16 protein-coding genes and 1 riboswitch are annotated in these 14,033 nt (G+C 53.1%); of the genes, 12 read left to right on the forward strand and 4 right to left on the reverse strand.

The annotated features are described in order from the left end of the window. The 5 genes from OES20_14920 to OES20_14940 all read left to right on the forward strand — a co-directional run. The coding region (locus tag OES20_14920; protein ID MDH3635991.1) for a hypothetical protein at positions 1 to 276 on the forward strand (276 nt) is incomplete at its 5' end. 57 nt (positions 277 to 333) lie between these two features. After that, positions 334 to 2,370 (forward strand): M3 family metallopeptidase, encoded by a 2,037-nt coding sequence (locus OES20_14925; protein MDH3635992.1) that lies wholly within the window; start codon positions 334 to 336, stop codon positions 2,368 to 2,370. A gap of 3 nt (positions 2,371 to 2,373) precedes the next feature. Continuing rightward, positions 2,374 to 3,042, forward strand: a complete 669-nt coding sequence (locus tag OES20_14930) for an SH3 domain-containing protein (GenBank protein ID MDH3635993.1) — start codon at positions 2,374 to 2,376, stop codon at positions 3,040 to 3,042. Beyond that, positions 3,043 to 4,509, forward strand: coding sequence for a 4-hydroxy-3-polyprenylbenzoate decarboxylase (gene ubiD / locus OES20_14935; protein MDH3635994.1), 1,467 nt, complete (start codon positions 3,043 to 3,045; stop codon positions 4,507 to 4,509). Positions 4,510 to 4,583: 74 nt separating this feature from the next. Then, positions 4,584 to 5,228, forward strand: coding sequence for a ParA family protein (locus OES20_14940; GenBank protein MDH3635995.1), 645 nt, complete (start codon positions 4,584 to 4,586; stop codon positions 5,226 to 5,228). A gap of 303 nt (positions 5,229 to 5,531) precedes the next feature. Here OES20_14940 and OES20_14945 read toward each other — a convergent pair whose 3' ends face one another. Next, the gene (locus OES20_14945) at positions 5,532 to 6,230 is read right to left on the reverse strand and encodes an aspartate/glutamate racemase family protein (GenBank protein ID MDH3635996.1); all 699 of its coding nucleotides are present in this window, start codon (positions 6,228 to 6,230) and stop codon (positions 5,532 to 5,534) included. 44 nt (positions 6,231 to 6,274) lie between these two features. Between OES20_14945 and OES20_14950 the strand changes: the two genes are divergently transcribed. Beyond that, positions 6,275 to 6,493, forward strand: a complete 219-nt coding sequence (locus OES20_14950; GenBank protein MDH3635997.1) for a DUF2835 domain-containing protein — start codon at positions 6,275 to 6,277, stop codon at positions 6,491 to 6,493. Here OES20_14950 and OES20_14955 read toward each other — a convergent pair. The 3 genes from OES20_14955 to OES20_14965 all read right to left on the reverse strand — a co-directional run bounded on the left by OES20_14955 (position 6,490) and on the right by OES20_14965 (position 8,269). Next, positions 6,490 to 7,473: a rhodanese-related sulfurtransferase gene (locus OES20_14955; GenBank protein MDH3635998.1), complete on the reverse strand. Its 984-nt coding sequence runs from the start codon at positions 7,471 to 7,473 to the stop codon at positions 6,490 to 6,492. The two genes, OES20_14950 and OES20_14955, sit on opposite strands and share 4 nt — an antisense overlap. 114 nt (positions 7,474 to 7,587) lie before the next feature. Then, positions 7,588 to 7,824: an RNA-binding S4 domain-containing protein gene (locus OES20_14960; protein ID MDH3635999.1), complete on the reverse strand. Its 237-nt coding sequence runs from the start codon at positions 7,822 to 7,824 to the stop codon at positions 7,588 to 7,590. Position 7,825: 1 nt separating this feature from the next. Next, positions 7,826 to 8,269, reverse strand: a complete 444-nt coding sequence (locus OES20_14965) for an SRPBCC domain-containing protein (protein ID MDH3636000.1) — start codon at positions 8,267 to 8,269, stop codon at positions 7,826 to 7,828. A 78-nt stretch (positions 8,270 to 8,347) separates the two neighbouring features. On the opposite strand from OES20_14965, the gene ylqF reads away from it, so the two are divergent. The 6 genes from ylqF to OES20_14995 all read left to right on the forward strand — a co-directional run bounded on the left by ylqF (position 8,348) and on the right by OES20_14995 (position 14,033). Next, positions 8,348 to 9,259, forward strand: coding sequence for a ribosome biogenesis GTPase YlqF (gene ylqF, locus OES20_14970; GenBank protein ID MDH3636001.1), 912 nt, complete (start codon positions 8,348 to 8,350; stop codon positions 9,257 to 9,259). Between the two features lie 13 nt (positions 9,260 to 9,272). Further along, positions 9,273 to 9,740, forward strand: a complete 468-nt coding sequence (locus OES20_14975; protein ID MDH3636002.1) for a GNAT family N-acetyltransferase — start codon at positions 9,273 to 9,275, stop codon at positions 9,738 to 9,740. Between the two features lie 69 nt (positions 9,741 to 9,809). Continuing rightward, a riboswitch (TPP riboswitch) is annotated at positions 9,810 to 9,916 on the forward strand. A gap of 45 nt (positions 9,917 to 9,961) precedes the next feature. Continuing rightward, on the forward strand, positions 9,962 to 10,963 hold the full coding sequence (gene thiB, locus OES20_14980) for a thiamine ABC transporter substrate binding subunit (GenBank protein ID MDH3636003.1): 1,002 nt from the start codon (positions 9,962 to 9,964) through the stop codon (positions 10,961 to 10,963). A 4-nt stretch (positions 10,964 to 10,967) separates the two neighbouring features. After that, complete coding sequence (gene thiP, locus OES20_14985) at positions 10,968 to 12,542, forward strand: thiamine/thiamine pyrophosphate ABC transporter permease (protein ID MDH3636004.1); 1,575 nt, start codon at positions 10,968 to 10,970, stop codon at positions 12,540 to 12,542. Continuing rightward, positions 12,535 to 13,245, forward strand: coding sequence for an ATP-binding cassette domain-containing protein (locus OES20_14990; GenBank protein ID MDH3636005.1), 711 nt, complete (start codon positions 12,535 to 12,537; stop codon positions 13,243 to 13,245). Before thiP ends, OES20_14990 begins: the two co-directional genes overlap by 8 nt. Continuing rightward, on the forward strand, positions 13,242 to 14,033 hold the full coding sequence (locus OES20_14995; GenBank protein ID MDH3636006.1) for a phosphotransferase family protein: 792 nt from the start codon (positions 13,242 to 13,244) through the stop codon (positions 14,031 to 14,033). Before OES20_14990 ends, OES20_14995 begins: the two co-directional genes overlap by 4 nt.

Below are 14,033 nucleotides of genomic sequence, written 5' to 3' on the forward strand. Positions count from 1 at the left end.
CTGGATCAGAACGGGAAAATCGAGAAACGGGAATGGAAAGCGATCCGGGCAGCAGCACGCAAATTAGTGCTTAACCGGCTGAACAGTGAGCATAAGGAGCACCACGTAATGTCGCGTCCCGAGAACGGGGACCAGCCCTATATTCTATCGGCAACGCCGGAGGAGGATTTGCTGTCACATAAAAAATGGCGTGCCGGTTTGTCGGTATCGGCCGCGTTTCTGGCCTTTACTGCACTTATCGTGATGTTTTCAATCCGCGCACCCTTTTCCATTTGAATGCGCTCCCCAGTTGAGTAGACTACCCGACTTGATATAGACCATGTGGCCGAAGCCTTGAGCAATCCGTTACTCGAACCCGGCAACCTGCCGGCTTTCAGCAAAATAAGCCCCGAAATAATTGAACCCGCAATCAAGCAGTTGATTGATAAAAATCGGGGCGCGATCGCAAAGTTAACCCAACAACCGGATTCAAACTGGGACAACCTGATCAAACCACTGGAGTTAATGGGCGATCGCCTCGACAAGGCCTGGTCACCGGTGCGGCATCTGAACTCGGTCAAGAGCAGTCCGGCACTGCGAGACGCCTACAATAACTGCTTGCCTTTACTCAGCGAATATTCGACCGAGATCAGTCAAAATCGCGAACTTTACCGGGGATATCGAAACATCGCCGCTTCGGCAGAATTTGACGAATTCAGCCCGGCCCAGCAAAAAGCGATCACCGACGCGTTGAAGCATTTTCGTCTGGGCGGGGTCGAGCTTGAAGGAGAAGACAGGTCGCGTTACCAGCAGTTGCAAAAGGAATTGTCCGACCTCCAGTCGAAATTTGAAAATAACCTGCTCGATTCCACTCAAGCCTGGCAGTACCTGACCGAAGACAAGACAGAATTACAGGGCTTGCCCGAGTACGGGCTGGCCATGTTGCGACAACTTGCTGCACAGAAAGAAGTAACGGGTTATCGGGTTACCCTCGACATGCCCTGCTATCTCGCGGTGATCACCTATGCCGATAATCGGGATCTGCGAAAAGCGCTTTATGAAGCCTATGTGACGCGTGCTTCAGACCAGGGATTCACTGACAAAATCTGGGATAATGCAGCTATCATGGTCGAAATTGTCGCTAAAAGACAAGAAAAAGCCAAGATGTTGGGATTTAGCTCTTACGCCGAATACTCGTTGGAAACCAAGATGGCGGTAAGTGTCGACCAGGTGATCGAATTTCTGAACGATCTGGCCGAACGTTCAAAACCCGCCGCGATGGCCGAGGTTGATGAGCGTCAGGCCTACGCCGAGTCACTGGGATTTGTCGGAGAGCTTGAGGCCTGGGATTACGCTTACTACAGCGAAAAGCTGAAACAACATCGTTACCAGATATCCGACGAAGACCTGAAGCCTTATTTCTCTGACCACCGGGTGATCAAGGGCTTGTTTGATATCGTCGCCAGGCTATACGGTGTCAGTATTTCGAGAGTAAGCGCCGAAATCGATGTCTGGGATGAAGCTGTAAGTCTTTACCAGATACTAAATGATCAGGCCGAGGCAATTGGCCAGTTTTATCTGGACCTTTATGCACGCGAAAACAAGCGCGGTGGGGCCTGGATGGATGAGTGCGTCAATCGCTATCGTATCGATGGTAAAATCCAGCTACCGGTTGCCTACCTGACCTGTAACCTGACGCCCCCGCTGGGTGAAGAGCCGGCGCTATTTACGCACGATGAGGTCATCACACTATTTCATGAATTTGGCCACGGGCTTCACCATATGTTGACGCAAGTCGACGTACCGGATGTGGCCGGCATCAACGGCGTCGAGTGGGACGCGGTCGAATTGCCAAGCCAGTTCATGGAAAACTTTTGCTGGGAGCGCGAGGCACTTGACCTGTTTGCACGGCATTACCAGACGGATGAGCCACTACCGGGCGAACTTTACCAACGAATGTTGGCTGGACGGAATTTTCAAAGCGCCCTGCAGATGTTGCGCCAGATAGAGTTTGCCTTGTTCGATATTCGCCTGCATCAGCAGACGGAAATTAGTTCAGCCGGGGAAATTCAGTCGATTCTGGACCTAGTCAGATCCGAGACTGCGGTCGTTAAAACACCCCCAATTAATCGCTTTCAGAATAGTTTTTCACATATTTTTGCAGGCGGGTATGCGGCAGGTTACTATAGCTACAAGTGGGCGGAAGTATTATCCGCAGATGCTTTTGCTGCATTTGAAGAAGAAGGAATATTCAATCCTGAAACCGGGCAAAGATTTCTGCAATGTGTGCTGGAACAGGGGGGTTCACGTCCTGCAATGGAATCCTTCCGATGTTTTCGTGGCCGCGAGCCGGAAATCGATGCATTATTAAAACATAGTGGAATTGGCTAGCTAATGTTAAAAATGAAATATCTGGGTTTAACCCTGGTTTTTTACTGTGTGCTGGTTGCAGCCCAGGAAACAACCGATCAGGATACGGACAGGCAGTATGTCACCGACCAGTTACGCCTGTCGCTGTACCAGCAGGCAAATTCGTCCAGCCAGGTTATTAAGCTGCTGCAATCGGGGGATATACTCGAAATAGAGCAGATTCAGGGCCCCTACGCGTTTGTTACCACGGCCGATGGTACCAAGGGATGGGTTAAACGCGGTTTTCTGTCGACCAAGCCGACCTTCAATATTTTATACCAGGAAGAGCAAAAAAAGACGGCAAGCCTTGCCTCAGAAATCGAAAAATTCAGCAACAGCAAGGCCGTCATCGACCAGTATGAAAAGGATATGGACGGCCTGGTCGAAAAAATAGACCTGCTTGAATCCGAGAAACAAAAGTCAGCCAAATCGATCGAAGAGTTGCAACAAGAAGTTGAGGCAAAACAGCGTGAAATTGATCTGAAAGATGCTGATAGCGCGCCCGCCATCTTTGTTTTGAAGGACACGTTTATGCGTTACTGGGAAATCATCGTGCCGATAATTGTCGTCATAATAATTTTAAGTTTCCTGGTCAGTAAGTTATTCATCGAGGCTCGAATCAAAAGAAAATTTCACGGCATCAAGATCTGGTAAATGGAATACCGGGACCTGCGAGACTTTATCGACCAGCTCGAGCAGGGTGGCGATCTAAAACGTATCAGCAAAACAGTCTCACCCCATCTTGAGATTACAGAGATTGCGGCTCGTGTCCTGCGCGCTGGCGGACCGGCGCTGCTGTTCGAGCGACCCGGGGACAGCGAGATTCCACTGCTGGCCAATCTGTTCGGTACCGAGCGTCGCGTCGCATTGGCGCTGGGAGAGAATAATGCGACGTCGTTACGCGAAGTCGGGAAATTACTGGCCTTTCTGAAGGAGCCCGCGCCACCAAAAGGCTTCAGGGAAGCGATGAAAACGCTGCCAATCTATAAAAAAGTTCTCGATATGTCGCCAAAGGTTGTAAAAAAAGGCAAATGCCAGGAAGTTCGATTCGACGGCGATGAGGTCGATTTGGGCAGGCTGCCGATCCAGACCTGCTGGCCGGAAGATGCTGCACCGCTCATCACCTGGGGCCTTGTCACCACCCGGGGACCGACAAAGCAACGGCAAAACCTCGGAATTTATCGTCAGCAAATGATCGACCGCAACCGTCTCATCATGCGCTGGTTATCGCACCGCGGCGGAGCCCTGGATTACCAGGAATGGTGCCAGCAAAAAGGTGATGAACCTTTCCCGGTCTCGGTAGTGTTGGGATGTGATCCGGCGACCATCCTGGCGGCAGTTACGCCTATCCCTGACGCGCTTTCAGAATATGCTTTTGCCGGGCTGCTGCGGGGCTCCAAAACCGAAGTAACCCGGTCGCTGCTTTCCGATCTCGAGATCCCTGCGCGCGCCGAAATCATACTCGAAGGCCATATATATGCAGGTGATGAAGCCGATGAGGGCCCTTTTGGTGATCACACCGGCTATTACAACGAAATCGAGAAATTTCCGGTATTCACGGTCGAGTCCATGAGCACACGCGAAAATCCGATATATCACAGCACCTATACCGGCCGACCACCCGATGAACCCTCGGTACTCGGGCTAGCGCTCAACGAGGTCTTCATACCGATCCTGCAAAAGCAGTTTTCTGAAATCGTCGATTTTTACCTGCCAGCTGAAGGTTGCTCTTATCGGGTGGCGATCGTCAGCATCAGAAAACAGTACCCCGGTCATGCCAGGCGGGTAATGATGGGAGTCTGGTCGTTCCTGCGCCAGTTCATGTATACCAAGTTTGTCATCGTCGTGGACGACGATATCGATGCCCGCAGCTGGGAGGATGTCATCTGGGCGATTTCAACGCGTGCCGATCCGGCGCGCGACATTACTTTGATCGAAAACACGCCCATCGATTATCTAGACTTTGCCTCCCCGGTATCCGGCCTGGGGTCAAAAATGGGGCTGGACGCGACCAACAAGCTGCCCGGTGAAACCGGGCGTGAATGGGGCAAGCCGATCGTCATGTCACCTGACGTTGTCGACAGGATCGACCAGGTATGGTCCGAGCTCGGGCTTGATTGAATGCCAGCTTTTGCACCGGCATAGAAATTCGACGATAATCAGTACTCACAATAAAAAACGAAACCGGAGGTAACATGCGCTCAATCATGGTGTTAAATTCCAAGGGCGGCTCGGGAAAGAGCACGGTAGCGACGAGCATTGCCAGCTACTATGCAACCCAGGGAAAAAAGGTCATGCTGGTCGATCTCGATCCTCAGGCCTCCAGTCTGGAATGGCTGGAAGCGAGACCCAGCGGACGCAGTTCAATTACTGGCGTAGATGGATCCGGCGGTCACTTCCGGATTCCCCGAAGTGCCGACTATGTCGTATATGACACGCCTGCCGCGGTCCACGGCAGGGAGTTAAGTGATTTCTTGCGACGCGCGCAAAGCATCATTATTCCGGTACTACCCTCGCCAATCGATATGCGAGCAGCAACCCCGTTCATCCAGAAAGTGCTCAACAATGGTCGTATTGCGCGCAAGGAAGCGAGGGTTGCCCTGATCGCAAATCGCTGTCGTGAAACTTACAATATTTATCATGAGCTTGATCATTACCTGCGCAAAGTGCGCAAGGCGCCCTTTATCAGCGTATTACGGGAAACCCAGAACTATGTGCGCGCCGCGGAACGCGGACTCGGTATATTCGAGCTGGCGCCTTATTCGGTGCGTAAGGATCTTGATCAATGGGATCCTATTATTCGCTGGCTCAATAGCAAGCGCAGCCTGCCAATGAGCTGAGCGCATCTCGGAATCGATTTACCAGGTCACGATAATTCCGACGGGTGAGCAGTTCGCTTGTCCGGCTGACCAGTCTATTCTCGCGGCTGCTCATGCGGCCAATATCCTGATTTCCTATAGTTGCCGTGGCGGGCGCTGTGGTTCATGCCTGGGAAAGCTGCACCGGGGTGAAATCAATTATCCAACCGGGCAGCCCGATGCAATTTCCGAGGCGCAAACCGAACAGGGCTATACCTTGTTCTGCAGCGCCTTTGCCTTGTCGGATCTCACCATTGAATTAATTATTCCGTCGCTTCCAGGTTCCTAGTTTGATTCTATGGCCATGGCGACCGCCTGGCTGGCATGAATTGCGGTACTATCGTAAAGCTTGATATCGGTATGCTGTTGCTGCAGTAACAGACCGATCTCGGTGCAACCCAAAATGACGCCATCGATGTGTTGTTCGCGCAATCGATCGATAATAGCGAGATAAACCTCGCGTGATTCGGGTTCAATCTGACCCTGACATAACTCCTGGTAAATGATGTCATGCACCATTTGCCGGTCGTGCATTTCAGGCACCACAACCTCGATACCATGGTCTCCGGTGATACGATCGCGGTAAAAATCGAGCTCCATCGTAAACGCGGTGCCGAGCAAACCGACGCGTTCAACACCCTCCTGTTTCAATACCTGCGCAGTCGCATCGGCGATGTGCAGCAGCGGGATATCGACCGCCGCGTTGACTACGTCAGCAACCCGGTGCATGGTATTGGTGCCAATCAAAAAGAAGTCAGCCCCCCCGGCCTCGATTCGATACGCTGCATCGACCAGGATTTGTGCTGCAGCTTCCCAGTCCCCGTCATGCTGTAGTTTCTCGATCGGTGCAAAATCGACGCTGTACATTAGTAATTTCGCCGAATGCAACCCGCCCAGGCGCTGCCTGACCTCGCTATTGATAAGTTGATAGTAAAGCTGGCTGCTCTCCCAGCTCATGCCACCGATTAAGCCGATCGTTTTCAACAGGTTTATTTAAACTAAAAAAATGCACTATAACAGGTTAGCACATGCATACTTTTGAATTCGACATGGCGCTATCGGCGATGAAGACCCGGGCCATTTACGAGGGCCAGGCACGCTACATCGTGGTTGAGTCTGACCAGGGGGTAAAGCTGCAGCTGCCCGCGTCCAATTTTTACCGGCACGTTACCGCAGAGGGGATCCAGGGGCGTTTCAGCGTCGATGTCGACGCCGATAATAAAATCATCGCGTTGCGACGACTTTAATTCTCCGTACTACGCTGGATTTGCTTGGCGGCCAGCTTGGCCTGCCTGCGCTGGTCGGCCTGCCTGGCGGCGTCGGCACCGATGTGATCTTCGCCTCGATCCAGGGCAAGCCTGACCTGTTTTTCGCGCTCACGAAAGCGACCGCGTTCATGATTCGATCTGGAATCATAACAGGCCGGGCAGCTGACACCGGCCTGGTACTTGTCACTGGCCTTGTCGGCTTCGGTAATCGGTAAACGGCAGGCATGACACTGGTCATAGCTGCCCTTTTCAAGCGCGTGATTCACGCTGACGCGATTATCGAATACGAAGCACTCGCCATGCCAGCGACTCTCGGCTTCGGGCACCTCTTCAAGATACTTCAAAATACCGCCCTGTAAATGATAAACCTCGTCAAAGCCCTGCTGGCGCAAGTAAGCAGTCGACTTTTCACAGCGAATGCCACCGGTGCAGAACATCGCTACCTTGCGGTGTTTTTGCGGATCGAGGTGGTGCGCAGCGTAGCTCGGAAAATCACGGAACGACTGTGTGTTGGTGTGTATTGCGCTATCAAAGCTGCCGATTGCCGATTCATATTCATTACGGGTGTCGATCAGGGTTACCTCGGGATCGCTGATCAATTCATTCCAGTCGGCCGGGCTGACATAGGTGCCCCGGTAGTCAGGGTCAATACCTTCGATGCCCATGGTCACAATTTCGCGTTTCAGTTTGACGCGTGATCGGTAAAAGGGCATTTCATCATCATAAGATTCCTTGCAATCGAGATCACTCAGTCGAGAATCCCGCTGCAGGGTGTCGAGCAGGTAGTCGATCGAAGCCCTGCTGCCGGCAACGGTTCCATTGATGCCTTCGGCGGCAAGCAGCAGGGTACCACGGACCTGTTTGTCGAGCATCACCTGCAACAGTGGCTCGCGTAATTCAGCAAAATTATCTAAGTGCACGAAACGGTAAAGCGTCGCAATGACGATGGGAGATGTCATCTAGCCTCCTGGAGCGTAAATCCAGAGCCGGGTTTAAAAAGGGTCGCTATTCTAGCCTAGAATAAAATGAGCGTCATCCCGCTTCGGCGGACCGCCGCGTAAGTATTGGCGAAATCAGCCGCCGGCTTTTTCGATGACGTCAATGTGGTGATCGATGAAGTCGATTTGATCACCCGGCCGGATCTTTTTGCGTTTCCGGGTTTCAATCTCGCCATTGACGCTGACCAGGCCGTCGGTTATTGCCTGTTTGGCATTACCGCCACTGTCGGCAAGACCTTCAAATTTCAGTATCTTGTAGAGTTCAACAAACTCGGATTCGAGCTCGGCAATAATGTTATCGGAATCGGGCATGCTACTCGTCAAAGTCGATATGGACGTCGTCCGGGTAAGGCTGACCCCTGCCGGTTTCGATACAGGATTTTATGCTCATCATGAAAATTCCCCACTTGGTACTGCAGTGCGCCAGAAACTCAGAAGATTTTTGCCAGTTATAATGGCTGAAGTTTACAATCGTCTGCTTGCCGTCTTCATTGAGCTCAAACAGGATTTCGGAGCCCATCCAGTCGGGCGGCATCTCGCCCGAATGCCGCCAACGGACCAGACGATCAGGAATTAACTCGATGACTTCAAAATCGGGACCGCCACCGCCAAAGCGAAACTCGATAATCGATCCCACGGCACCGGCACCCCGGGTGTCGGTCGTCCACCATTTTGACAGCCCGGTATCGGTCGTCAGCAATTCGTAAACCTGTGCAGCGCTGCCGCCAACGCCGATGCGGTGCCTGATTTCAGCCATGGCGGTAGTTTAAACGTTTTAATGACATTGGGAATAGAGTTAGCCAGAATATGGGAGTCTTTTCACAGTAGATACGTCATGATTCAGTGGTATCCGGGCCATATGCACAAGGCGAGCAAGGCGTTCACCAAGATCTTGCCACAGGTCGATCTTGTGATCGAAGTGCTCGATGCGCGCTTGCCCGGGTCCAGCGAAAACCCGATGCTGGCGGAGCTGCGGCGCGATAAGCCCTGCATCAAACTGCTCAACAAAAGTGACTTGTCGTACCCAACGCAACTCGCCGAATGGATAACTAGCCTGGAACAGCAGAATCTTGTAAAAACGCTGGTTTGCAGCCTCAGTGATAACTCTATTTTCGAGCTGCCCGGATTATGCCGTGCCCTGGTGCCGCGGCGTAACAATCGGACGTCGATGATTTATGCGATGATTGCCGGCATCCCCAATGTTGGCAAATCAACCCTGATCAACCGGTTGGCGGCTCGCCGTATCGCCAAAACCGGGAACGAAGCTGCCCTCACGCGCATGCAGCAGCGCGTTGAGATATCATCCGAACTGACGCTGATCGATACGCCTGGAATGCTGTGGCCGAATATCGAAAACGAGGCCAGCGGCTACCGCCTTGCCGCCACTGGTGCGATACGTGATACCGCGCTGGAGATTCAGGAGGTTGCGAGTTTTGTCGCCGGATTTATGCTCAAAACTTATCCCGAGCGCCTGACGCAACGTTACGGCATCGAGCCGCTGCCGCAGACCGAGATAGAATTGCTGGAAGCGATTGCACGCAACCGGGGCTGCATTATTGCCGGTGGCCGGGTAGACCTGGAAAAGGTATCGCGGTTGTTGATCAACGAGTTGCGTAGCGGGGAACTGGGTGGAGTTTGCCTGGAAACACCCGCGGATTTTGCTGCCGAATGGGAGCAGGTTGAGATTATTCGGGCCGAAAAGGCGGCCAAAAAAGAAGCGCGCAAAGCACTGCGCCAGAAACAGTAAGCGGGGAGATGCCATGATTATTCGAAGGGCACTACTACAGGATGCGGCAGAACTGGTGGAATTTAACATTAGCATGGCGCACGAAACCGAAGGAATTGAACTCTTACCCGAGGTCATCGGTGCCGGAGTAAAGGCGATGATCGAAAATCCACAAATGGGCTTTTACCTGGTGGTAGAGCTTGATAATGGCATCCAGGCGTCGCTGATGGTGACCACAGAATGGAGCGACTGGCGCAACGGCAGGTTCTGGTGGATTCAGAGCGTCTACGTGCGCCCCGCGTATCGCCGCCAGGGCCTTTACCGTGAGCTGTATCAGCGCGTCAAGGAGCTCGCCGAACAGGAACCCGCGGTCTGTGGCTTCCGCCTCTACGTCGAGCATTGGAATACCGTTGCGCAAAAGACTTACGCCTCGCTGGGCATGACGGAAACCGTGTACAAGATGTTCGAAGAACTCAAACCAGGCCTCGAATATAAAAAATAGTTACGCAAGCATCATTACAGTCCGACGTTATTCCCGCTTGCGCGGGTATGGCACTAATAATATAGTCATCATTCCTCAACGGGGTGCTCTAGCGAGCTGAGAGGTGTTGTTTCGACACCAACTCGATGAACCTGATCCAGTTAATACTGGCGTAGGGATGTGAGCGTACTAAAGCTGGTTCCCATCTCTCCGTTTTAACGTTCAGCTAAATGGAGATTATTATGTGTTCAATTACAAGATGCCTCGGCAGCATCCTGTTGCTGTCGTCTTTTGCACTACAGGCTGCAACACCCAAACTGGTAGTGTATACCTATGATTCGTTTACCAGCGACTGGGGGCCAGGACCCCAGATCAAAACAGCGTTCGAAGCCCAATGCGATTGCAGTCTCGAATTAGTGGGCCTGGAAGACGGGGTATCGATGCTCAATCGGCTTAAGCTTGAAGGCAAAAACACGAGGGCCGATATTTTACTCGGAATCGACACCAGCTTGACCGCAGATGCGCGCGCTAGTGGTCTGTTTGAGGCCCATGGCATTGCCTTTGAAAACTCGACGCTACCGGAACCATGGCTGAGTGATTTATTTTTACCCTATGACTACGGCTATTTTGCTTTTATCTACAACCGCGAAAAACTGGCTAATCCGCCATCGAGTTTGCGACAACTGATCGAGGCAGAGCAGGGGCCCAGTATCCTGGTACAGGACCCGCGAACGTCGACCCCGGGCCTGGGTTTGCTGCTATGGATAAAGAAGGTTTACGGCGACGAGGCTGACGAGGCCTGGGCCCGGTTATCAAGGCGCATTGTTACCGTGAGCAAGGGCTGGAGTGAAGCCTATGGCCTGTTTTTAAAAGGCGAGGCCGACATGGTGCTCAGTTATACCACGTCCCCGGCTTATCACATCATCGCCGAGAACGACACGCGGTATGCAGCCGCGCAATTTAGCGAGGGTCACTACCAGCAGATCGAGGTCGCCGGCCTCGTGCAAAGCAGCCAGCAAAAGAAACTGGCGCGGGACTTTCTCGAATTTATGCTGAGCGAGAAATTCCAGGCGATTATCCCGACGACTAACTGGATGTATCCCGCGGCCTTGTCGAGCGATCGATTACCACCGGACTTCGGGCAGTTAATCGACCCATCTCCCGCGCTGTTGCTGGATGACCAGCTGGTTGCGAGCGAGCGTAAAAGATGGGTGGATGAATGGCTTGAGGTCATGTCGCGCTAGACTGATGACCCCGGTAAATCCACGTGCAATACCGGCAGGCATCGTGCTGGTAATGCTCGGGCTGATCATATTGGCGCCGTTGATCAGTCTGGTAAACCTCAGTGGACTGCCGGGTTACGAGTCCGGCGACCTGCAGTTCTGGCATAGCAGATATATTCGACGGGTTTTATGGTTCAGTCTCTGGCAGGCGAGCCTTTCGACACTATTAAGTGTATTACCGGCAATCCTGGTTGCACGTGCCTTTGCACTGCAACCGAGTTTCCCGATGCGCGCCCTGTTACTTCGACTCTTCGCGTTACCACTGGTCGTGCCCGCGGTGGTTGCCGTGATGGGAGTGGTTTCCGTTTATGGCAGCGATGGCTGGGTATCGCTCGGCGGGTCGCTGTACGGGCTGAACGGCATATTGCTGGCGCATGTTTTCTTCAATCTGCCGCTCGCGGTGCGGTTGCTGTTACCACAATGGCAGACGATTCCCGAGCACCACTGGCAGCTTGGCGAGCAGCTCGGTATGAGTGCGTGGCAACGCTGGCGTTTGCTTGAATGGCCAGCCCTGCGCGAAGCATTACCGGGGATTATGCTGCTGGTATTCATGTTGTGCCTGACCAGCTTTGCAGTGGTATTAACGCTGGGTGGCGGTCCAAAAAGCACGACCCTGGAAGTCGCGATTTACCAGTCACTGCGTTTTGATTTTAATCCTGCCAGGGCCGTTGTGCTGGCACTGCTGCAGCTCCTGGTATGCATGCTGGTAGCCATTGCCACGCTAAAACTGCAACGTTTGCCCGAAGTTGAAATCGCGCTGAATTCCGGGGCGCGGATGAACCGCATTATGCATAATCCGCTCAACGTGGCACTAATACTGGTGGCAGCGGTTTACGTCGGTTTACCGCTGTTGTCGATGTTAGTCGATGCCTTTACAGGACCGGTTGTGCAGGTTATCGCCAGTCATTATCTGTGGCTGGCAATTGGCAAGACGCTGCTTATCGGTTTATCGACGGCGTTACTGTCGGTCTGCGCAGGCTGGTTTCTGCTGCAATATAACGCGAGCCTCGCTCATGCGGGACAAACGGGCCGGGCAAAGTTGGTCGATCTTGCCGGATCGATCGTTTACGTGGTGCCGCCACTTGTCATCGGTACCGGGATATTCGTGCTGTTATCATCGCGGGTTGATGTCTTTAAATGGGTCTACCCGATTGTGATCATAATCAACGCATTGATGGGACTGCCGTTCGTCATTCGCAGCCTGGGCGCGACACTGCGACAAAATTATGCCCGCTACGATTACCTTTGTCAGAGTCTGGGTTTGCAGGGTTGGAACCGGTTTCGTTATCTCGAATGGCCGCTAAGTCGCCGCTCGCTGGGATTGGCTGCTGCTCTGGTCGCGGCACTTGCGATGGGCGACCTCGGCGTCATTGCGTTGTTTGGTACTCCCGAAACCGCAACCCTGCCACTGGTCATATATCAACAGCTCGGCGCCTATCGGATCCCGGATGCAACAGTGACCGCGCTGGTACTGCTGTGCCTGTGCCTCGGCGTTTTCTGGCTGCTGGAACGGGGTATTGGCGGGAAACCCGATGCTTGAAATCAGGCAACTGGCGTTTCGTTACGCGGGTGAACATTCATCGCCCATGTATTTCGATCTGAAGGTCGAACCGGGTGAAGTATTAAGCCTGATCGGCCCGAGTGGCTCCGGTAAATCGACGCTGCTGGCGCTTATCGCCGGTTTCCTGGCACCGGGTTCAGGGCGGATTCTGCTCGATGATGAGGGCATTGAAAAGCTGCCCGTGGCATCGCGCCCGGTGTCAATTGTTTTTCAACAGCACAACCTGTTCCCGCACCTCGATGTCTTTACCAATGTCGCACTGGGAATCAACACCTCTTTGCGTTTGGCACCGCAACAGGTCAGCGAGGCAAATGCAGCCATCGCGCGACTCGGACTTGGCGGGCTGCAATTGCGCAAACCTGGTGAACTCTCGGGTGGGCAGCGGCAGCGTGTTGCGCTGGCGCGGGCCCTGGTGCGCAGGCGTAAAATCTTGCTGCTCGATGAAGCTTTCGCGGCACTCGGTCCGGCGCTACGGGCTGAATTGATAGAGCTGGTCAAAAACCTGGTTGATGAATGTAAAATGGTGGCAATGCTGGTCAGTCACCAGCCCCGTGATGCGTTGATTGCATCGGCACGGACTGCTTTTATCTGCAATGGTAAAGTTGCTGCTGTAGAACCGACGTTGACATTACTCGAACAATCCGAGCTGCCGGAAGTACGCGATTACCTGGGGGCGCCGTGAGTCAGGCCGAAATTGAAAAGGTATTCTCATGCTTGCCGCTGTTGAAGGACTTCGCACCCGAAGATTTCGAGATAACGCCGTTAGCGGGCTTGACCAACCATAATTTTAGACTTCAAAATCCGGCACACGACTGGGTATTGCGAATTCCGAAATCCAAAACCAATCGATATATCGATCGTGGCGCCGAAGCCCACAACCAGTCGCTGGCATTCGATCTTGGCATCGCGCCACAAGCAAGTTGGCGAGACAGTGCGGGCATTACGCTAACGCCGACGCTGAATTCAAGTCGCGCACTGCGCGCCGCCGATTTTGATAGCGATAAATTGTTGTCAGCGATTCTTGCGCCGATACAGCGCCTGCATCGTAGCCAGCTTCGATTTCGCGGTAAGGTAGATCTGAATGACCTGTTGCACCGGTTTTACGAAATATTGGGCCAGGCGGAACAGCAGAGCCTGTGGCCGCGAATGCGGCAAGCCGAGCGCGTACTATCGTTACTCGAGGCCCGCGACAGCTCTTATGTTGCCTCGCATAACGACCTGGTGCTCGATAACCTGTTGCTGGACAATAAACGGATATGGTTAATCGACTGGGAGTTCTCGGCAATGGCATCGCCTTACTGGGACCTGGCGACAATTTGCAACGCGGCAAACCTTGGCCTCGAACAAAGTCAGCGATTGTTGCGCACCTATTGTGCGGGGGCGCGCCCGATGGATGAGTCGGTATTATTTGATTATCGAGGATTACAGAGGTTGCTCAGTGATTGCTGGATGGCCGCATTTGCGGATTGA

The organism is Gammaproteobacteria bacterium, from assembly GCA_029862005.1.
Lineage (GTDB): Bacteria > Pseudomonadota > Gammaproteobacteria.